The organism is Arthrobacter sp. 1088, assembly GCF_031455315.1.
Classification (GTDB): domain Bacteria; phylum Actinomycetota; class Actinomycetes; order Actinomycetales; family Micrococcaceae; genus Arthrobacter.
Genome location: NZ_JAVDSM010000003.1, coordinates 152,058 through 172,982 on the forward strand (window position 1 = coordinate 152,058; position 20,925 = coordinate 172,982).

The window sequence follows — 20,925 nt, forward strand, 5'->3', positions numbered from 1 at the left end:
CGTTGAGCACTACTACGCTGATGCCATGAATCCCTCCGGTGCCTTGAACCCAAGTCCACGGACGCTCGACGTCGAAAGCATCGTTCATTTCGACAAACTGGTTACGTCCGGGGCGGGATCCATGCACGGCTGGCACGCGCAGTCGCTGGACCTTCGCGGACGCTCGCGGGAATTGAAAATGCTGGACCCGCAGGGCGCGATCTTCCTCGGATGCACTTTCGACGACGGCATCGAGGAGAGCCTTCGAAGCCGCGGCGCGCTCATCTTTCCCAAGATGCGTGGCGTGCCCTTCAACCCATATCGAGGCACCCTCTACACGGCCAGGGAACTTTACGAGGACATCTCCACTGCAGAGTATGAAGCCACCCTGGACGCGAGGATTTACCAGTGGAGCATCCTTCCGGGAAAGCGGGCAAGCCTTGACGCAACGCTCGCCGCGGCCCTGCACGACCACGCGATCGGCGACGCCCTGGACGAGCTGCTGCAAGATGGGGACCTGGCAGGCACCAGACTCGTGGGCGTCATGGGCGGACACGCAGCGCAACGCGGAACCAAGGAATTCGCCGACGCCGCGCGGCTGGGGCGCTTGCTCGCGCAAGCGGGCTTCACAGTAGCTACCGGCGGTGGCCCTGGCGCCATGGAAGCAGCCAACATGGGCGCCTACCTCAGCGGACTGCCCGACGCCGATTCCACCACAGCGCTGCACACGCTCGCTTCCATACCGGGGTTCAGGCCCTCGGTGACGGCTTGGGCGCGGCAAGCAGCCGCCGTCGTCGAACGTTACCCGGAAGGCACAGCGACGCTGGGGATACCCACCTGGTTCTACGGCCATGAGCCACCCAACCTGTTCGCCACGCACATCGCCAAGTACTTCGCCAACGCAATCCGCGAAGCGATCCTCCTGGAGCTTTGCAACGGCGGAATCGTGTTCCTGCCCGGTTCCGCCGGAACCGTGCAGGAGATCTTTCAGGATGCGTGCGAAAACTATTACGGTGCCCCCGAAACCATCACTCCCATGGTCCTGGTGGGCCGCGATCATTGGGAACGGACCTACCCGGCCTGGCCGATGCTGCGAAGCCTCGCGGCCGGGCGGCCCATGGCGAACAGAATCTTCCTGGTGGACACGGTGGAGGACGCGCTCGCGGTCGTGGCCGCGGGCTAAAAGTCCTTGCTGCAGCTAGAAGTCCTTGCTGCGGCTAGAAATCCTTACTGCAGGGGCCTGAGCCGAGTTGGGCAAGGCCCGTCTTGTCCCCGGCAGCGTACTCGCGAACCCACGAGGCTTGGTCGTACATCAGCTGGCGGGGGTCATCCACATGGTCCAAACCAAGAACGTGTCCGAGTTCGTGCATGATCACGGCCGTGCCCACTTCCTTGCCCTGGGGTGTGTCCATGATCCCGGCAAACTGCGGTGCATCCAACGACACCGACCCAGTCACGTAGGCCTTATAGCCGTTGCTCAGGCCGATGGAGGAACTTCCGCCCAAGCCCACCGTTTGTCCGGTCAGCCGCGGCACCTGCTCCGGTGTGGTCCAGGCAATGAGCACCGGCGCCCAGCGGTCCCCGTATGTTGTGGGCTGATAGCCGGCCCTGTTGGTGCTGGGGATTTCGGACGTCGGACCGTCATAAATGAACTGCAGCCCGGAGGCGAGGCTGGCCTGCCGAACTGCTTCCTCCACCATGGAATACCAGCTTGTGGGGGCCAGGTTTGAGTTCACGACGTAGTGAATCGGCCTGCAAGGGGAGTAGGCAAGGGGAGTGCCGTCTTCCTTGACGGCCAGGAATTTGTAAGAATTGCTGGTCCTTAGCAACGGCGCCGGTGTGCCCAGGGGAGCGTCGGCTTCCTCAAATCCGGGCAGCGGATCCTGACGCTGGCCAAAAGGAACCAGCCCGGGCCGCGGCGCCTGGCTCTGCGTCGTGGAATCGGACCAGAACCTTTGAAGTTCGCCGCTGAAGTAGGCGCCGGCGCAGACCAAACCAAGGATGCCGAACAGGAACAGGATGGCCGCGATGCTGCTGTGCTTGATGGGAGGCCTGGGCGGCGGCTTGGCATCCGGGTGGTAAGGCGGCGGGGGATAGGGGTCTGGCCACTCTGGCGACCCATAAGGTTCCATCGAACCCCCTCACGGGACGGCCCAATCGGACGGTGGGGCGCCGCCGTCGGCCGCTTCCGTCAGGATAGAACCCATGGGACCGCGAGTCCATGGCGATTCCTGGGAAGCTGCGCTGCTTCAGATGTCCTTGCGGCAAGGAGCCGAGGCCAGGAGGTGAAGGCCGTTCAGGTCGCCGGCAGCCAAACCGTCAGGGGCGCCGATCTCCGGGTACATCAGCTGAACCGGATCATCAACATGATCCAAACCCATGACGTGCCCCAGTTCGTGCTGCATGACCGCCAGCACGTAGTCCGAACCGCCCTCCTCGGCCAGAAGCTCCGCCACTTGCGGGGTGTCGAGCTCCAGGCTGCCCGTGATGTAGCTCTTGGGACCGTTGTTGAGTGAGTACATGGTGCTGCCGCCCGTGCCGATGACGCTCTCAGCCAGCGCAGGAGCAGTCTCAGGCGTGGTCCACGAAATGAGCAAGGGTGCCCACCGGTCACCATATTTGGATGGTTGGTAAGGTTCGCGCTTAGTGGTGGGCAACTCATCCGTGCTGCCATCGTTGATGAACTGGATTCCGGACGCCGCGGAAATATTGGCGATTGCGGTGGCAAGCAGTGAATCCGTACCCTCAGGCGCGGTGGCGTCGTTCACCACGTAGTGCAGGGGACGGCACGGCGAGTACCCAACCGGAGTGCCGTCGTCGTTGGTTGCCAGGAACTTATATGAATCGCTGGCGTTGGCTGGGGGCGGCGGCGATGCGAGCGGGGCGTCGGCCTCGTCGATTCCTGGAGGCGGCGCGTCCAGGGCGCGTGCCGGGGTCTGTTGGATCGGCTCGCTTTTGGGCGAATTGGGCAGGGCCACGCCCGGAAACAGCCCGATGATCCGGGGATCGCCGTGGAGCAAACCGCTGACAAGGACAGCCACCACCGCGGCGACACCGGCCATGAGGACGCCGCGAAGAATCCGGAGGGTTGTGCCCGCACGACGGTGTTTTGGCGCGCGCAATGGCGGCTGCTCCGAATCCACGGTTCTCCATTCCCTACGCCCCGGTCACGCGGGGCCGCGCGGAGGACGAACCAACATTACCGCCTAGACGATCATCGTTCCGAACGCGAGGCCAAGCCCGTAGGTGGCGGCCGCGGCGCCCAGGCCGATCGCCAGCTGCCGGAAGCCACGGCTCAGCGGTGAGGTCCCGGACAACAGCCCGACGACGGCGCCAGTCGCCAGGAGCGCGATCCCCACCAGTACACCGGCTACTATCAGTGCCGCCACACCCGTCATGCCGAAAATAAACGGAAGGATGGGCACGACCGCACCCGAGGCGAAGAAGCAGAAGCTGGACATCGCAGCGCCCCAGGCAGACCCCACGGTTTCGTGGTTGTCAGCGGGTTGCTCTTTCTCCGGTTGCAAGGAGAAGCTGGGATCGCAGTCGCAGCTGAAGAGTCCCATGCGTTCGGCGGCACGGTGCTCGGCTGCCTCACGGGTCATGCCGCGGGCCAAGTACACCAGCACAAGCTCGTTGTGCTCGATGTCCAAAGAAGGGGCGGCTGTGAGGGTTGCCTGCGTGGGCAGCGTGGCGCTGAGCAACTCCCGCTGCGAGCGGACCGAAACGTACTCGCCAGCACCCATGGACAGGGCGCCGGCCAGCAAACCGGCCACGCCACTCATGAGGACCACAGGGCTGGGAACGCCGGTTGCTGCCATACCCATGACCAGTGAAAGGTTGCTCACCAGGCCATCGTTGGCGCCAAAAACAGCGGCACGGAAGGTACCGGAGAGCCTGTTGCGGCCACGGGTGGCAAGGCCCCGGACAACTTCTTCGTGGATTTGTTCGTCGGCAACCATGGCTGGAGTCGCGGCAGGTTCGGCTCCGTAGGGGGAGCGGCCTTCCGCGCGCTGCGCCAACGCGAGGACGAACACGGAACCAAAGTGCCGGGCCAGGAAGCCCAGCAGCTGGCTGCGGGTGGAAGCTCCCTTCGGCATTCCGGCGTGTTCTCCCAAGAGCTTGAGCCAGTGTGCCTCGTGCCTTCCCTCGGCCTCGGCCAGGGCGAGCAGGATCTGCCGTTCTTCGCCGTCACGACGCTGGGCGAGTTCCCGGTAGACGGCGGCTTCGGCACGCTCGTCGGCCAGGTATTGACGCCAGCGCCTGATGTCCGCCGGTGTGGGCCGGGCTGGTTGGGACGGTGTTCCGGATCCGGGGGCGGGGTCCGGAGCGGGGCTCGACGAACCGTGGGATTCCTGGCGCTTCTGCACTTTTTCTCCTGTGCTGGGTGGGGTAGTTGCAGCCCCATTGCACGCCCACTGTACCGCTTATTGGCGCGGATTTTTGGCCGGTATTCCTTAGTTGGAATGTTCGGCATGCCTTAATTTTCGAAGCTGCAATCCTCTGCCTTGAGCCTTTCCCTGGGTCCATGTGGGCCGTTGCCTTGACCCTCTTCAGGCACAGTGCTCAGATGGAAGGACAGGGGCGGGGGCCCTCCCCGCACTCGGTCAGCAGGCTGCTTGCCAGCCCACCAGACGGAGGTTGCAGCATGGACACCACCGAACCGCACGCCAACCACCCCGAACGGGAGACCATCGAGTCGGATCCCGCCTACGACTACAGCGACGACCAGGAAGTCGACGAACCCTGGGTGGAGGAAATCGACGTCCCGGATGACGACGAGCGGGTTGTCCCCCTGGATGAAACCGAAGAATTCCGCGGGGAAGAAGACGAAGAATTCTAGGACCGTTTCTTAGGCAGGGCCGTCTTCACCGAAGGTGAAATGCCGCTCCAGTCCCGCCGGACGCCCGAGCGCTGCAACAGTCACCGTCAACGTCCTCGACGATTCACACCACCGCGATGGACGCACAGCCTGGGCAAGGGCATGCGCCAACAGGCGCGCTTCGGGGTGCCGGAACCGGGCCAGGCCACCGTTCAGGAACAGCGTCACCGTCCCAAGGACAAGGTCGACGCCGGGAATCACCGGAACAGTGGGCGCTTCGGTTTTGGTGGGGCTGCTTTGGCTTGGGGTGGTAACGCCTTGGTACGGCAAGGACTGCTCCTTTGGGGAGTGCTCTTGCCCGCTCGGTTGTCTCTGGTCCGGGGCGGGCCGCTTCCTCATCCGAACCACCCGTGAACATGGGGTTGGTGTGTGGCCAGTCGGAGCTTGGCGCCACCTCTCTTGAAGCTGGGACCACTGTACTGGAGGAGTGCTGTCCGGGAGAAGTGTGGCCCTCGGATCCGCTCGCCCCCGCACAGCGCAACGGCGGCGCTGCCCCGGGAAGGGGCGGCGCCGCCGTCGAACATTGCTTTGTTCAGTCCTTATCTGATGCCTTGCGGCCCTGGGCCGTTAGCTGGCGTTGTGGCTGCTGACGGGGTGGGCTTCCAAGGGCAATTCGTCAGATACCGCTCCGGCCACGCGCTTTTCCCAAGCGGCCCGGACTTCGGGTTCGGTGGGCGGCGTGAGGAGGGAAATCACCACGTAGGCGACGAACGAGGCCGCGAGGCCGTAGTAGATGGGCTCGTTGGCGTAGACGCCGTCGACGCTTGGAATGACTCCAGTGGCGAACAGAATCAACAAGGCCAACGTCAATACCGAGCCCACTGCCATGGACCATGCAGCAGCGATACCAGTGCCGCGCTTCCACACCAGGCCGCCAAGAATCGCGACGAGGAGGCCGCCCACAAGGATGTCGTAAGCAATGGTGAGGGCAACAACCACGTCCTGCGCGGCCATGGAGATCAACACCGCGACGATGCCCAGGCCAAGAACCCAGTAACGGTTGGCTTTGACGTCGTGCTCGGGGTTTTCGGTGTCGTCCGTGTTGATGGTCTTGCCGAACCAGCTGGCCACGAACGGAACAACATCTGCGCGGGCCACCGTGGCGGCGGCAATCAGGGCACCTGAAGCGGTGGACATCATGGCTGCAACAGCTGCGGCCATGACCAGGCCGCCGATGCCGATGGGCAGGATGTGGGTTGCCACCTCGGCGTAGACCACGTCCTTGCCGAGGTTGGCGACATCAATGTTGGGGAGCGCCACCCGGGCGGCCAGGCCGATCAAGGCACCGGCCACACCGTAGAGGATGCAGTAAACGCCGGCGGTCGCTCCACCCCAGCGTGCAACCTTGGGAGTCTTGGCCGTGAAGACGCGCTGCCAGATGTCCTGGCCGATCAGGAGTCCGAGTGTGTACACGACGAAGTAGGTGATGATCGTCTGGACGCCGATTCCGTCGATCTGGAAGAAGCTCGCCTCGACGCGCTCACGGATGCCGTCCAGTCCTCCGGCCGCGTTCATGACGAACGGGAGCATCAGGAAGAAGATGCCCACGGTCTTGATGATGAACTGGACCTGGTCGGCCAAGGTGATGGACCACATGCCACCGATGGTCGAGTAAACAAGCACAATTGCACCGCCGACGGCGATCGCCATCCAGCGTTCCCAGTCGAAGAGGACCACAAAGATGGTGGCGTATGCGCCGGTGGATGTGGCACAGAGCATGAGGGTGTAGGCCAGCATGACGATTCCGGAGGTCTGCGTGGCCTTGCTGCCGTAGCGAAGGCTCAGCATTTGGGAGACCGTGTAGATCTTCAGGCGCTGGATAGTGCCGGCGAAGAGCAAGCTCAGGAGGAGGACGCCGGCGCCGATTGCGACTACCAGCCACATACCTGAGATGCCGAACTTGTAGCCCAGGCCGACACCGCCGACGGTGGATGCCCCACCGAGGACAACTGCGGCCATGGTGCCGGTGTAAAGGAAAGGTCCAAGGCGGCGGCCGGCCACCAGGAAGTCGCTGTTGTTCTTGGTGCGGGACTTGCCCCACCAGCCGAATGCAAGCATGGCAAGCAGGTACACCACCACAATGGCGATGTTTATGAACGATGAGTCCATGAGTGGCTCCTTGGAGCTGGTGCACGGAGGTTGGGTTTTCGACGATACGCCTGGGAAGCGTCGAAGTCTCCGTGCTGGTGATGGGAGATTGGGGATCGTGTTGTGCCTCACAGACAACACTTGTTGCCTATGAGGATATGTTGTGATGGGAGTAACAGTCAAGGGGCTTTGGTCATCCTCGGGCTGTTGAGGGCTCCAGCGGCCCCTGGTCCCGCTACTATTGCTGCAATGACAGGGCCGAATGACAGGCCTGAAAGGTTCGTGAATGAAGGCTCTCCCCGTTGAACCAAGCAACGTTCCCGTTGCCATTGGTTCCAGAATCCGCGCAGCCCGCCAGGCGCAGCGCCTCACCATTGAGCAAGTGGCGGACGCAACTGGTTTGACCAAGGGCTTCCTCAGCCGTGTCGAGAGGGATCTGACGTCACCGTCGGTCGCTTCACTCGTAACCCTTTGCCAGGTCCTGTCCGTGTCGGTAGGAGACCTGTTTGCCGCTCCCGAAACGCATCTGACCAGGCGCGACGACGGTCCCCGGATTTCGCTGGGCGGCCAGGGCATTGTGGAGCGTTTGTTAACGGCCCGTTCGGAGCGGCGCCTGCAGATCCTTCAGGCCACCATCGAGCCGCGGGGTCGTGGTGAGAACGAGCTCTACGCCGTGGACTGCGACGTTGACGTCCTTCACGTGGTGAAGGGACGCATCAAACTCATCCTGACCAACGAGGAGTACGACCTCGAAGAAGGGGACACCCTCTCCTTCCCGGGCAGGGAACCCCACACCTGGGTCAATCCCACGGACGAAACCGTCGAGGTTCTCTGGATTCTGGTGCCCGCAGCGAGCAAGTAGCTCTTGCCCGGTGCTGCGGGGTGCTGCGGCGGGGTCAGCCCACGTGGACCCAGGGGCGCCGGGTGATGTCGGGCTCAGCCTCACGCAGTACCTCGCGGGTCACCGGCGCGATCTCGCCCTCGCCAAAGAAAAGGAACCTGCTGAGGTTGGAGATGGGGTTGCCCTCGGTCCAGCGGAAGTAGATGTGCGGCATGAAACCCGTGACGTCGCGGATGTGCAGCAGGACGGCGGCAAGGGTGTTGGGCACGTTGTTGCTGTGGACTTCCAGGATCTTGAAGCCATGCCGTTTCTTGCCCACAACCTGGAGCTCCTGCTCGAAGTCCGAGCTGTCGTCAACAATGATCTCGATGAACACCGCATCGCAATCCAGCGGCAGGTGGTTGGCCTGCTGCGCGTGTTGGAGCTTCTCCCGGTACCGTCCGGCGCTGAGGTGCTTTGGTTCATGGGCGATGATCCGAACAGGGCCGTCGACGTTGTTTGCAGTGAATTCGAGTGCAGCCTGGTCCATTTTGATATGCGTGGCACGGAGTTCAAAGGCACGCCGGATCCTGGAGATGAAGCTCACCACCATGATGCCCAGAATGAACAACGCGGCGATCTTCAGGCCGTCCGGGCGCTCGATCGAATTCACCACGGTGGTGTAGATGAAGACCAGGGAAACCACTCCGAAGCCGATGAACTGTGCCCGTTGTTTCTTTCTCCGGGCGGACAGTGTCACGGCGATGGAGGCGGACGTGATCAGGACGAGTACGCCCGTGGCATAGGCGCCACCCTGGGCGTTGACGTCGGCTTGGAAAATAATCGTCACGATGAAGGCGATGACTGTGAAGACCAGGACGAGTGGGCGCAATGCGCGGACCCACGCTGGAGCCATGCCGTAGCGCGGCAGGTACCTGGGGACCAGGTTCAGGAGGCCCGCCATGGCCGAGGCTCCGGCAAACCACAGAATAGCGATGGTACTGACGTCGTACACCGTGCCAAAACCGTCGCCCAGGAACTTGTGGGCGAGGAAAGCCAGGGCACGCCCATCAGCCTTGCCGCCGGGTTCGAATTCAGCTGCCGGGATCAGCATGACGGTGGTGAAGCTGGACGTTATGAGGAACGAACTCATGATGATGGCGGCGGTGGTCAGGAGCTTGTGGGCGCCCTTGATCCGTCCGGCCGGCCTGGCTTCAGTATCGGAAGGATCTCCCTTGATCTGCGGCATGACTGCGACGCCGGTCTCGAACCCTGAGAGGCCAAGGGCCAGCCGCGGGAAAACGAGCAGCGCAAGGGCAATCATGAGGATGGGATCACCGTGGGATGTGTTCAGTGCGGTCCACCAGTCTGAGATGACCCGGGACTCGGTGAAGACATGGCCGATGGAAACGATGACGACCACAAGGTTCAGTGCCAGAAAGGCGGCTACCAGGACGACGGCCACGTTGATGGCTTCCTTGAATCCGCGCAGGAAGACGATGCCCAGTCCTGCAATCAGGGCCAGCGTGATGACAACCTGCTGGCCTTCCAGGAAGTGTGGAGCGAAGGGGTTCTCAATGAGGTGGGCGGTGGCGTCGGCGGCGGAGAGCGTGATGGTGATCATGAAATCCGTGGCCGCAAAGCCGAGGAGTGCCAGGACGAACAACTTGCCACCCCATCGGGGAAGCAGGCGCTCGAGCATGGCAATGGAACCCTCGCCCCGGGGACTTTCCCTGGCGACTCGACGGTATACAGGCAGTGCGCCAGCCAAGGTGACGAAGACCAGCAGCAGCGTTGCCAATGGCGACAGTAATCCCGCCGCCAGGGCCGCGATGGCAGGCTGATAGCCCAGCGTTGAGAAGTAGTCCAGGCCTGTCAGGCACATGACCTTCCACCAAGCTTGCGGTTTGTGGGCTTCCGCAGGCTTTCCGTGGGGACCCTGCCGTTTGCCCGAGGTATCCGGCATTCCTTCAAGCAGCCATGATTTGAGGTGGAATGCCTTTTTGTTCCGGTCGGCAGGGTCGGCTGGCGGCCTCGTCAGGGTGGTCACGTTGTCCTTCCGGGCAGCACGGTGCTGCTCACGCAAAGGAGCGTATGGCCGCATTCTGCGCCTGGACCCCGGTTTTTATGGAATCTTTACGCCGGATGTGACCGGCATCTCATAGGGGCCGGACCTTGAAGGAAACTTGTAAACAGATGATGCTTATTAGGAAACTTTGAGTGTATGATGGGTGTCACAGTTACTGATTCATCTCGACCTATCCACTAAGGAGTGGCGCATTTTGGAAGAGCTCCGTATTGAGGCCAACGGGAACCTTGGTCCCATCGATTCGTCCCGCATCCCGCGCTACGCCGGTGCTGCCACCTACGCCCGCCTGCCCCGCCTGGACCAGGTCTCCAAGGCTGACGTCACCGTTGTCGGCGTGCCCTTTGACTCCGGTGTTTCCTACCGCCCCGGCGCCCGCTTCGGCGCGAACCATGTGCGTGAGGCCAGCCGCCTGCTGCGCCCGTACAACCCTGCCTGGGATGTCAGCCCCTTCGAGAACATCCAGGTGGCGGATGCCGGCGACATGGCGGTGAACCCGTTCAACATCAACGAGGCCATTGAGACCATTCAGCAGAACGCGCTTGACCTTACGGCCAGCGGGAGCAAGCTGGTCACTCTGGGTGGCGACCACACCATCGCCCTTCCGCTCCTGAGGGCAGCAGCGGAGCGAGCCGGTGAGCCAGTGGCCATGCTCCACTTCGACGCACACCTGGACACCTGGGACACCTACTTCGGTGCGGAATACACGCACGGTACGCCGTTCCGCCGCGCAGTGGAAGAAGGCATCCTGGACACGGAGGCCATCAGCCACGTGGGTACCCGCGGTCCGCTGTACGGCAAAAAGGACCTCGACGACGACCACCGCTTTGGCTTCGGAATCGTCACCTCCGCTGACGTCTACTACCAGGGCGTCCTGGAGACGGTGGCCAAGATCCGCGACCGCATCGGCAACCGTCCGCTGTACATCTCCGTGGACATCGACGTCCTGGATCCCGCACACGCCCCCGGCACCGGTACGCCCGAAGCAGGCGGCATCACCAGCCGGGAACTCCTCGAAATCATCCGTGGATTCCGTGGCATGAACCTCGTGGGTGCTGACATTGTGGAAGTTGCCCCGGCTTATGACCACGCGGAAATCACGGGCGTGGCCGGCAGTCACGTTGCTTATGAACTGGTAACCCTCATGGCGGATAACGCCGTGGAGGGCGACCGTCTCGGTGCACCGAACGGCTACGCCCAGCAGGCCCTCGGTGCCCGCATCGCGGAACTCGCCCAGGCAACCGGCACCGCTGGAGAGACGCGATGATCGATTTCGATCCAGGCACTGCGGCGCCAACCCAGGGTACCGATCAGCGCAACGGTGGGGACCTCGTCGTCGAGACCCTCGAGGCGCTGGGTGCCAAGACGGTCTTCGGTATCCCCGGACAGCACGCTTTGGGCCTCTTTGACGCCATGGGCCGCGGCAACCTGCACTTCGTGTCTTCGCGTGTGGAGAACAATTCGGCGTTTGCGGCTGATGGCTACTCCCGCGCCACCGGCGAGGTGGGCGTGCTGTTCCTGTCCACAGGTCCGGGTGCGCTCACCTCCCTTGCTGGTTTGCAGGAGGCGTATGCCACCGGTGTTCCGATGGTGGTTGTTGCCAGCCAGATTCCGCTTGAGGGCCTGGGTGCTCGCCGCAAGGGCATGCTGCACCAGTTGGACGACCAGAAGGCTTCGGCCGCGAACGTCACCAAGAGCCAGCGCCTGATCCAGCATGCCTCGGGCATCCCGTCGGCCATCCAGGACGCCTGGACCGAGGCCATTTCCTCGCCGCAGGGTCCGGTGTGGATCGAGATTCCGCAGAACGTCCTGCTGGATCCGATCATGGTCCCGCCCGTGGAGGACGCGCTCGCCGAGGCAGCAGACAACCCGCCGCGCGTCGAGCTGATCCGCGAGGCCGTGAAGTGGCTTTCGACGGCGGAACGTCCGGCGATCATCGCAGGCGGCGGTACGCGCCGTGGCCGGGCTGAGAAGTCGCTGCTGTCCATTGCCGAGCAGCTGCGCGCCCCCGTTATTTGCACCCCTGGCGGCAACGGTGCATTCCCGTGGAAGCACGAGTTATCGCTGCAGTCGTGGATCGAGGACCGGTACATGACCGATGTCCTTGAAGATGCCGACGTGCTGATCGTCATCGGTTCATCCCTCGGTGAGGTTACGTCCAACTACTTCACGTTCGAACCCCGCGGCCGCATCATCCAGATCGACGCCGAACCGCGCGTCCTCGAATCCAACCGGCCAGGCTTGGGCATCCGTGCCGACGCGGGCCAGGCCCTGGCAGCCTTGGACGAGGCGCTGGCAGCAGCTGGTGCCGCGGACACTGTGACTCGGTCCTGGCACGGCACCAGCCCGGAAGAAGTGGTCAAGGAGTCCCTGGCCAAGGTCAAGGCACGCCTTGAATCCCAGGATCTGGCCAAGGAACTGAAATTCATGGCCGACATCCGTGAAGCGGTTCCCGCCGACATGCAGACCTTCTGGGACATGACCATCTCCGCGTACTGGGGATGGAGTTGCTGGGACGCCCGCGAGGGCCAATTCCACTCAGCCCAAGGTGCCGGCGGCCTCGGCTACGGCTTCCCGGCAGCCATCGGCGGTGCCGTGGGCCTGGAAACCACCGGCAAACCCGGCAGGGTGCTTGCTGTTTCCGGTGACGGTTCCTCGATGTACTCCATTTCGGAGTTGGCCACGGCGAAGCAGCACAATATCCCGGTCACCTGGCTGATCGTGGACGACGGCGGCTATGGCATCCTCCGCGAATACATGGTGGGTGCTTTCGGCAAGGCCACGGCCACTGAGCTCGCACGGCCGGACTTCGTGAAGCTGGCCGAGTCGTTCGGTGTTCCGGCGCGCCGGGTTTCCCCGGAGGAAGTGGGGGACGCGCTCAAGGCGTCCTTCGAGGCGGACGGTCCCAACGTCGTCGTGGTTGAGACGCTGCTAAAGATGTTTGGCCCGACCCACCTGGAACACTAAGAACCCAAAGCATCAAGCCCCCGCACGTTTTCCGTGCGGGGGCTTGATTGCTTTAACAGCCAGGCTCTTCTTCTTTAGTTTCCCAAAGCAATCAATATGGGTTATAGTTGCTCTAGGCAAACAAAAAAAGGGGTGTTCTTCCATGTCCGTCGGTTCTGCCACAGCAACCGATCTTGTGCATCAAATCTTCGACCTCCAGCGCACCCTGCGCTGCGTGGTGACCGCCCACATGGCCCGCGTTCCCGACGTCGGGATGGCAGTCCAAGGCGTCATGCGCTTTATCGGCGAGGGGGAGACCCGGGCAACGGCACTGGCTGCGCGCCTGGGTGTCAGTGCGCCGGTCCTCAGCAGGCATCTCGCCGAACTCGAGGAACTTGGCTTCGTCGCCAGGCGGCCTGATCCGGCGGACGGCAGGGCCCAGCTCCTTGCCCTGACGGAGGATGGCGCGGCCAAGCTGCGCGACTTCGAAGAACAACGCAGCGTGAGGCTGCGGGATTACCTGGCGGACTGGAGCGAGGCGGACGCCCTCGAGGCCTCCCAGGTCATCAACAAACTCACGACGTCCCTCAAGGACTCAATCCGGGCAACGGCGGCCGGCTCCACTACGACTACTCACACAGCTTAGGAGCCACGCATGGCCACACCAGTTCAGAATGCCACCCCACTTCAGAATGCCACCCCGGGGCAAACCGCCGCACCCATGACGCACCGGCAAATCATGGAAGCCCTCACAGGTCTCCTCGCGGCCTTCTTCACGGCGATCCTCAGCAGCACAATCGTCGCCAACGCGCTGCCAACCATCATGTCCGAACTCAAGGGCACGCAAACCGATTTCGCTTGGGTCATCACCGCCGCTTTGCTGGCGAACGCGGCCACCACGCCCATCTGGGGCAAGCTCGCGGACCTCTTCGACAAGAAGCTCCTGGTCCAGCTGAGCATCATCATTTTCGTGGCGGGCTCCGTCATGGCCGGCTTGTCCGAGACGATTCCGCTGCTGCTTACTGCGCGTGTCATTCAAGGCATCGCCATGGGTGGCCTCACCGCCCTGGCCCAGGCAATCATCGGTTCCATGATTCCGCCGCGCGACCGCGGCAAATACTCCGGCTACATGGGTGCCGTCATGGCGGTGGGCACTGCCGGCGGCCCGCTGCTGGGTGGCTTCATTGTGGACAGCCCGCTCGGCTGGCGCTGGACGTTCTTCGTCTGCGTGCCGCTGGCTGTCGTTGCGCTCATCCTGCTCCAGGTGACCCTGAAGATCCAGCACATCAAGCGCCCCGCCAAGATCGACTGGCTCGGCTCCATCCTCCTGACTTCGGGTGTGAGCCTGCTCCTGATCTGGGTTTCCTTCGCCGGCAACCCGGACTACTACGACTGGTTCTCCTGGCAGTCAGCGCTCATGGTGGGCGGTGGCGTAGCGCTGCTGGCGCTCCTGGTGCTGGTGGAAACCAAAGTTGCCCAGCCGATCATTCCACTCAAGATCATCTCCGAGCGCACCACGGCACTTGCCATCATCGCTTCCATCGCGGTCGGTATCGCCATGTTTGGTTCGTCCACCTTCCTGGGCCAATACTTCCAGGTTGCCCGTGGAGCCACGCCGACCGAGGCAGGGCTGCTCACGCTGCCAATGATCGCCGGCAACCTTATTGGTTCTGTGGCATCGGGCATCCTGATCAGCCGCTTTGGCAAATGGAAGCGGTTCCTGATCGCCGGCTCCGTGCTCCTGATCGGCGGCCTCGCATTCGCCGGCACGATGGATCACACCACAGAACTCTGGATCGTAGCCATCTACACCGGTGTGTTCGGCCTCGGCTTGGGCATGCTGATGCAGAACCTGGTGCTCGCCGTGCAGAACACCGTTCAAGCGAAGGACATCGGTACGGCCAGCGCTTCGGTTGCGTTCTTCCGCTCTGTAGGCGGCGCAATCGGTGTGTCCGTCCTGGGTGCCATCATGTCCAACCACGTGAAGGACCTGGCTGTTGAAGGGATGGCCGCCGCGGGCATTCCGGTCCAAGGCGGCGGGTCCGGTGCCAGCATGGACCTGGCCGATATGCCGGCGCCCATCGCGGAAATCATGCGCGCGGCTTACGGCGACGCCACTGCCCAGATCTTCCTGATCTCCGCCATCATCAGTGTGGTGGCACTCCTGGCTGTGCTGTTCATCAAGGAACGCCCCCTGCGGCGCACCGTTGACGCGGCGCCCGAGTCCGAACTCATGGCGACGGCGTCCGGAGATGCTGCCATGTCGTTGGATACAGCTACCTTGGATTCAGCTACCTTGGATGCGGGGAAAGCGGACGACGGCGGCGCCCGCCTGGGTGCCGATCGCTCCGTCCCTGGGGCCAGCCGCCAGGTTCGGTCCACGGACTCCGGATCCGATCTTGACCTCGAATTCGCGCGGATCCTGACCCAGGAACGCCCCCACGCCACGGTTGACGTCAAGGAAGTCCAGGAGCAGTTGTCCCGCACCCAGTACGTCCTGGCGGAACAGCAATTGCAGCTCAGCCGGGCCAACGTTGAGCTGCAGGCACGGTTGCGGGAGCAGCAAACCATCGCGGCGCAGCAGGCGAGTACCGCAGAGGAACTCGCCGCGATCCGTAAGGAACTCAAGCGCGAACGCAGGCAGCAGGAGCGAATGGCTTTGCTGCTCCTCCAAGGCGTCGAAGCGCGGGAGGCGCGGCCGGACCACGGCAGGCACGCGGGCTAGACACCACGGATCCTGCCCTTGTTCGAAACTCCTGGCGTACTAAGCGGGCTGTGGCGAACGAGGGCGGGACCGAAAGCGCCGGCTGTGACCAGCCGGCGTTTTTGTTGCCTACAGCGGCTGATCCGGCCAGCATCGGCTGTGATGACTGCGCCAGCGGGAGCAGATCCGACACGGGACATACTCCGCTGGGATGATCTTTTCCCTGGGTTGTTTCGCCAAGGCAACGGATTTCGTAGAGTAGGGAGGCTAATACTGTCAGCCCTTGCTGCAACACTTCTCTTACTTCATTCACGCACTCTTTCTAAGGACCCGTGGGCATGCTTGTCACCCTTATACGGCGCTACTCCAAGCCGTATTTGCCGCAGATAGTGGCCGTCCTCATATTCCAGTTGGCGTCCACTATTGCCACGCTCTACCTCCCAAGCCTCAACGCCAAAATCATTGACGAGGGAGTCTCCCGCGGCGACACCGATTTCATTTGGCGCACGGGCGCCATGATGCTCGCCGTCGCACTCGGCCAGGTGCTCACCGCTGTCGCAGCCGTGTACTTCGGTGCGCGGACGGCAATGGCGATCGGCCGGGACCTCCGGCGCAGCGTCTACCGTCAAGTGAGCAGCTTTTCCGCACAGGACGTGAACCGTTTTGGTGCTCCCACACTGATCACCCGTGGCACCAATGATGTCCAGCAGGTCCAGATGCTGGTGCTGATGGGCCTGAACTTCATGGTCTCCACACCCATCATGTGCGTGGGTGGCATCATCATGGCACTCCGCGAGGACCTCAGCCTCTCCTGGTTGGTCTGGGTTTCCGTGCCCATCCTGGTGGCAGTGGTGGGCTACCTTGTGGTCCGGTTGATGCCGCTCTTCCGGTCAATGCAGGCCAAGATAGACGCCATCAACGGTGTGCTCCGCGAGCAAATCATTGGTATCCGTGTTGTCCGTGCCTTTGTGCGCGAACCCTATGAAGCCAAACGTTTCGGTGACGCCAACCAGGACCTCACCGCCGTCTCCGTGAAGATCGGCAATCTCTTTGTCCTGATGTTCCCCGCGATCGGCATGATCCTGCACCTGTCCACCGCTGCGGTGCTGTGGTTCGGCGGTCAGCGTGTGGACTCCGGTGACATGCAGGTAGGCTCCCTCACGGCCTTCCTGCAGTACCTCCTGCAGATCCTGATGGCAGTGATGATGGGTACCTTCATGGCCATGATGATTCCCCGTGCTTCCGTCTGTGCAGACCGCATCGGCGAGGTCCTGGACGTAGAGCCTTCCATCCACAACCCGGCTTCCCCCGTGATTCCGGCGGAAAAGAAGGGCCGCGTGGAGTTCCGCGATGTCACCTTCAAATACCCCGGAGCCGAGGCACCGGTGCTGAGCAACATTTCCTTCACCGCTGAGCCGGGCAAGACCCTGGCCATCATCGGTTCCACGGGCGCAGGCAAGACCACCCTGGTCTCCCTGCTGCCGCGGCTTTACGATGTCGCTTCAGGTGACGTCCTTCTCGACGGCGTCCCCGTCACCGAACTGGACGCGTCGGAGATCACCAGCCGCGTCTCGGCTGTTCCGCAGAAGCCGTACCTTTTCTCCGGCACCATCGAGCACAACCTGCGCTTTGGCAAGCCCGAAGCTACCGACGAGGAACTGTGGGAGGCGCTGGAGACGGCGCAGGCCAAGGGCTTCGTAGAGGAAAAGTCATCCGGCTTGAACCGGCGCATCGCCCAGGGCGGCACCAATGTCTCCGGCGGCCAGCGCCAGCGCCTTTCCATTGCAAGGGCCCTGGTGACCAAGCCGAATGTCTATCTGTTTGACGATTCATTCTCCGCATTGGACGTCGCTACCGACGCCCGGCTCCGTAAGGCCTTGAAGGCCAAGACGCAGGACGCCACAGTGATCATCGTCGCGCAGCGAGTCTCGACCATTGCCGACGCGGACGAGATCCTGGTCCTGGATAACGGCCGGATCGTGGATCGCGGAACGCACGATGAACTGCTGGAAACCTCTCCTACGTACCAGGAAATCGTTGAATCCCAGCTGAGTGTAGAGGAAGTCGCATGAGCGAGCAGGACCAGCAGAAGAAGCGTGGCTGGGCTGCCAAGGCAGAGGCCGCGAAGAATGCCAAGGCCACGGCCGTGGCAGACGTGGCAACAGAGGCACTTGACGATGACGCCGTGGAGGAGGAATACGTCCCGTCCGAGGCCGATGGCGGTATGTTCGGCAATCTTCCAGCCAAGAAAGCCAAGGAGTTCTGGCCATCGGCCAAGCGTCTCATGGGCCTGTTGAAGCCTGAGAGCGTTGGCGTTTATATCGTGATCGGCCTTGTGGTGGTCTCGGTGGTCCTGAACGTGATTGCCCCCAAGGTTTTGGGCACCGCGATGGACGTGATCTTCGGCGGCGTCATGGGCAAGCAGCTCCCGCCGGGCGTCTCGCAGGAACAGTTCGTAGAGCTCATGCGCCAGCAAGGCCAAGAGAACTTTGCGGACATGGTCTCCAAGATGGAACTCACCAACGGGATCAACTTCCCCAAGCTGACGTTCCTCATTTCGATCGTCCTCCTGATGTACTTTGTGGCAAACATCTTCCTGTGGGCACAAGGCTGGCTGCTCAACAGGATCGTCATGCGCGTCATCAAGCAGCTCCGTAATGACGTCCAGGCAAAGCTCAACAGGCTGCCGTTGAACTACTTCGACACCCGTCAGCGCGGCGACATCCTTTCCCGCGTGACCAACGACGTCGACAACGTCCAGCAGGGCCTTCAGCAGGCGTTCGCACAGTTGGTTAGCTCGGTGCTCACCGTAGTGGGAATCACCGTGATGATGTTCATCGTCTCCTGGGAACTGGCATTGATCGCGTTGATTGCCTTGCCGCTTTCCGGTGTCATGGCTGGCTTCATTGGTGCCAAGAGCCAGAAGCTCTTTGCTGCACAGTGGAAGAACACCGGCTCGCTGAACGGCCAGATCGAGGAATCCTTCTCGGGACACGATCTCGTCAAGGTGTTCGGCCGTGATGCAGACATGCTGGTGCGCTTCGATGAACGCAATGAGGCCTTGTACAAGGCGTCCTTCGGTGCCCAGTTTGTTTCCGGCGTAATTTTCCCGGCCATGAACTTCGTGTCCTACCTGTCCTACGTCGGCATTGCGGTGGTGGGTGGCCTGCGGGTTGCCTCCGGCTCCATGAGTCTTGGCGACGCCACAGCCTTTATCCAGTACTCGCGCGAATTCACCCAGCCTCTGGGCCAGATTGCCGGCATGGCGAACATGCTGCAATCCGGTGTGGCCTCGGCCGAGCGCGTCTTTGAATTCCTTGACGCCGACGAAGAAGTTGAAGAGACCGGTACCCGCCATCTGCCAGCCAAGACCGACGGCCATGTGGAGTTCGAGCATGTCTCGTTCAGCTATGTGGAGGACAGGCCCCTCATCGAGGATCTCTCCTTCAGTGCGGAGCCTGGGCACACGGTAGCGATCGTCGGGCCTACGGGAGCTGGAAAGACCACCTTGGTGAACCTGGTAATGCGCTTCTACGAGCTCAATGCCGGTCGTATCACTTTGGACGGCGTGGACATCAAGGATCTCAGCCGCTCCGAGCTGCGGTCCAAGGTGGGCATGGTGTTGCAGGATGCATGGCTCTTCGGCGGGACCATCTACGACAACATCAAATACGGCAACCTTGACGCCACCGAGGAACAAATCATGGAAGCGGCCAAGGCCACTTACGTGGACCGCTTCGTCCGGGCTCTGCCGGACGGTTACCAGACGATCATCGATGAAGAAGGCAACAACGTCAGCGCCGGTGAGAAGCAGCTCATCACGATTGCCCGTGCTTTCGTCTCCGATCCTTCGCTGCTGATCCTTGATGAAGCTACGAGCTCAGTGGATACACGTACTGAGCTGCTGCTACAGAAGGCCATGGCTGCGCTCCGCACGGACCGGACGAGCTTCGTCATCGCCCACCGGTTGTCCACCATCCGCGACGCCGATACCATCTTGGTGATGGAGAACGGGCGGATCGTTGAGCAGGGCAACCACAACCAGTTGCTGACGCTCCAAGGCGCCTACTACCGCCTGTACATGTCCCAGTTTGCCGGTGAGGAAGAGACCGCCGTGGATGACTCGACGGCGGTGCACAGCTGAGCGCGAATTCCCTGAGTACCGGATTGCACTCCCGGGATTCCGTGGAACCCCAGCGCATCGAGGTACTCGTACCCATGCGCTGGGGTGACATGGACGCCTACGGGCACATCAACAATGTGCAGATCGTTCGGATGCTGGAAGAAGCCCGAATCGCGGCTTTCGGGCCACCACGGGGCGCTGGCCTTCCGGGCGTTGAACCACCGGCGGCCCTCTTCAATGATGTTGAGGAGGGCACCATGACGTTGGTTGTGGAGCACAAGGTCCGGTATGTGCGGACTTTGGAATACCGCAACATCCCGGCCGTGGTGGAGATTTGGGTTGGCGCCATCAAGGGGGCCAGCTTTGATCTTCACTACGTCATCAAGGACCCCGTCACACAGGAAGAATGCGTCAAAGCCAGTACGCACCTGGCCTTCGTGGCAGAGGCTACCGGCAGGGTCCTCAGGCTCACTCCGGACCAGAAGGAAAAGCTGGAGCGGTACCGCGCGTAGAGTTTCACCATGAAACTTGAAATCGCGGTGGTGAGCGCGACGGGTGCCGGTACGGCCGCATCCGAAGGTGCCGATCGGATTGAGCTCTGCAGCAGCCTGGAACTTGGCGGCATCACGCCAAGCCAGGGACTACTGGAGGCCAGCATTGAACATGTTGACGGACGCCTTGAGATCCACCCGCTGGTGCGTTGCCGCCCCGGCGATTTCCACTATTCCGCCTCGGACGTGGACACCATGGTGCACGAAGTACGTCACCTGCTGGCTCAGGGCGCCCACGGGGTAGTAGTGGGCGCCCTGACCGCAGAGGGCGATATCGATGTTCACGCGGTCCAACGGCTGGTGGATTCTGCCCGGCTGGCGAGCCCTGAAGCGCAGTTGACCTTCCATCGCGCGATCGACCAATCACGGGACCCGTTGGCGGCCCTTGATCAACTGCTGGAACTCGGGTTCACCCGGGTACTCACGTCTGGTCACGAGGCCACAGCAGGTGCCGGCCTTGCCACCCTTTCCGAGATGGTGGAACGGGCAGGCGGAGCACTCGAAATCATGGCAGGAGGCGGCTTGCAGCTCGGCGATATTCCGGCGATGCACGCGGCCGGCCTCTCAGCAGTTCATATGTCCGCCAAGAGAACGGTCTCTACGCTGGGCCAACGAGCCATATCCCTTGGCGCGCAGGACGGCGCCGACCCCACCGCCTATACCGTGACGGACCGGGAAACGGTCCGCATGGCGCGGGCCGAGATCAACGCGCTGGAACTCGGTGCTCCTCCGGCTTAGTTCCACTG

17 protein-coding genes and 1 riboswitch are annotated in these 20,925 nt (G+C 62.5%); of the genes, 11 read left to right on the forward strand and 6 right to left on the reverse strand.

All coding sequences use genetic code 11. The annotated features are described in order from the left end of the window. Window positions 1-25 precede the first annotated feature (25 nt). Window positions 26-1,162 (forward strand): Rossmann fold nucleotide-binding protein, encoded by a 1,137-nt coding sequence (locus J2Y41_RS05670; protein ID WP_309927444.1) that lies wholly within the window; start codon window positions 26-28, stop codon window positions 1,160-1,162. Between the two features lie 34 nt (window positions 1,163-1,196). On the opposite strand, the gene J2Y41_RS05675 is transcribed toward J2Y41_RS05670, so the two are convergent. The 3 genes from J2Y41_RS05675 to J2Y41_RS05685 all read right to left on the reverse strand — a co-directional run bounded on the left by J2Y41_RS05675 (window position 1,197) and on the right by J2Y41_RS05685 (window position 4,349). After that, entirely contained in the window at window positions 1,197-2,111 is a 915-nt protein-coding gene (locus J2Y41_RS05675; protein ID WP_224166594.1) for a matrixin family metalloprotease, read from the reverse strand. Window positions 2,112-2,228: 117 nt separating this feature from the next. Next, a complete protein-coding gene (locus tag J2Y41_RS05680; RefSeq protein WP_396133478.1) occupies window positions 2,229-3,041 on the reverse strand; it encodes a matrixin family metalloprotease in 813 nt (270 codons plus the stop codon). A 144-nt stretch (window positions 3,042-3,185) separates the two neighbouring features. After that, window positions 3,186-4,349 (reverse strand): VIT1/CCC1 transporter family protein, encoded by a 1,164-nt coding sequence (locus J2Y41_RS05685; RefSeq protein ID WP_309927001.1) that lies wholly within the window; start codon window positions 4,347-4,349, stop codon window positions 3,186-3,188. A gap of 278 nt (window positions 4,350-4,627) precedes the next feature. Between J2Y41_RS05685 and J2Y41_RS05690 the strand changes: the two genes are divergently transcribed. Then, on the forward strand, window positions 4,628-4,822 hold the full coding sequence (locus J2Y41_RS05690; RefSeq protein WP_224093790.1) for a hypothetical protein: 195 nt from the start codon (window positions 4,628-4,630) through the stop codon (window positions 4,820-4,822). 9 nt (window positions 4,823-4,831) lie between these two features. Here the strand turns inward: J2Y41_RS05690 and J2Y41_RS05695 are convergent, their stop codons facing one another. Together J2Y41_RS05695 and J2Y41_RS05700 are read right to left on the reverse strand one after the other, a co-directional pair. Next, window positions 4,832-5,131 carry a hypothetical protein gene (locus J2Y41_RS05695; RefSeq protein WP_224093798.1) on the reverse strand — a complete coding sequence of 100 codons (300 nt, stop codon included), beginning with the start codon at window positions 5,129-5,131 and terminating at the stop codon, window positions 4,832-4,834. Window positions 5,132-5,146: 15 nt separating this feature from the next. Then, a riboswitch (SAM riboswitch) is annotated at window positions 5,147-5,266 on the reverse strand. A gap of 162 nt (window positions 5,267-5,428) precedes the next feature. Continuing rightward, window positions 5,429-6,970 carry a sodium:solute symporter gene (locus tag J2Y41_RS05700; RefSeq protein ID WP_224093800.1) on the reverse strand — a complete coding sequence of 514 codons (1,542 nt, stop codon included), beginning with the start codon at window positions 6,968-6,970 and terminating at the stop codon, window positions 5,429-5,431. 265 nt (window positions 6,971-7,235) lie between these two features. Here J2Y41_RS05700 and J2Y41_RS05705 point away from each other — a divergent pair, with 265 nt between their 5' ends. Next, complete coding sequence (locus J2Y41_RS05705; protein WP_224093801.1) at window positions 7,236-7,811, forward strand: helix-turn-helix domain-containing protein; 576 nt, start codon at window positions 7,236-7,238, stop codon at window positions 7,809-7,811. Between the two features lie 34 nt (window positions 7,812-7,845). Here J2Y41_RS05705 and J2Y41_RS05710 read toward each other — a convergent pair whose 3' ends face one another. Next, window positions 7,846-9,819 carry an amino acid transporter gene (locus J2Y41_RS05710; RefSeq protein WP_309927007.1) on the reverse strand — a complete coding sequence of 658 codons (1,974 nt, stop codon included), beginning with the start codon at window positions 9,817-9,819 and terminating at the stop codon, window positions 7,846-7,848. 232 nt (window positions 9,820-10,051) lie between these two features. On the opposite strand from J2Y41_RS05710, the gene speB reads away from it, so the two are divergent. The 8 genes from speB to J2Y41_RS05750 all read left to right on the forward strand — a co-directional run bounded on the left by speB (window position 10,052) and on the right by J2Y41_RS05750 (window position 20,917). Continuing rightward, window positions 10,052-11,122, forward strand: a complete 1,071-nt coding sequence (gene speB, locus J2Y41_RS05715) for an agmatinase (protein ID WP_309927009.1) — start codon at window positions 10,052-10,054, stop codon at window positions 11,120-11,122. Continuing rightward, window positions 11,119-12,822 (forward strand): thiamine pyrophosphate-binding protein, encoded by a 1,704-nt coding sequence (locus tag J2Y41_RS05720; protein ID WP_309927011.1) that lies wholly within the window; start codon window positions 11,119-11,121, stop codon window positions 12,820-12,822. Before speB ends, J2Y41_RS05720 begins: the two co-directional genes overlap by 4 nt. Window positions 12,823-12,964: 142 nt before the next feature. Then, on the forward strand, window positions 12,965-13,447 hold the full coding sequence (locus J2Y41_RS05725; RefSeq protein WP_309927014.1) for a MarR family transcriptional regulator: 483 nt from the start codon (window positions 12,965-12,967) through the stop codon (window positions 13,445-13,447). A 9-nt stretch (window positions 13,448-13,456) separates the two neighbouring features. Then, window positions 13,457-15,526 (forward strand): MFS transporter, encoded by a 2,070-nt coding sequence (locus tag J2Y41_RS05730; protein WP_309927017.1) that lies wholly within the window; start codon window positions 13,457-13,459, stop codon window positions 15,524-15,526. Between the two features lie 317 nt (window positions 15,527-15,843). Beyond that, a complete protein-coding gene (locus J2Y41_RS05735; protein ID WP_309927019.1) occupies window positions 15,844-17,577 on the forward strand; it encodes an ABC transporter ATP-binding protein in 1,734 nt (577 codons plus the stop codon). After that, window positions 17,574-19,649, forward strand: a complete 2,076-nt coding sequence (locus tag J2Y41_RS05740; protein WP_309927021.1) for an ABC transporter ATP-binding protein — start codon at window positions 17,574-17,576, stop codon at window positions 19,647-19,649. Before J2Y41_RS05735 ends, J2Y41_RS05740 begins: the two co-directional genes overlap by 4 nt. Before the next feature lie 74 nt (window positions 19,650-19,723). Next, window positions 19,724-20,140: a thioesterase family protein gene (locus J2Y41_RS05745; protein ID WP_224093867.1), complete on the forward strand. Its 417-nt coding sequence runs from the start codon at window positions 19,724-19,726 to the stop codon at window positions 20,138-20,140. A 9-nt stretch (window positions 20,141-20,149) separates the two neighbouring features. Continuing rightward, the gene (locus tag J2Y41_RS05750; RefSeq protein WP_309927023.1) at window positions 20,150-20,917 is read left to right on the forward strand and encodes a copper homeostasis protein CutC; all 768 of its coding nucleotides are present in this window, start codon (window positions 20,150-20,152) and stop codon (window positions 20,915-20,917) included. Window positions 20,918-20,925: the final 8 nt, after the last annotated feature.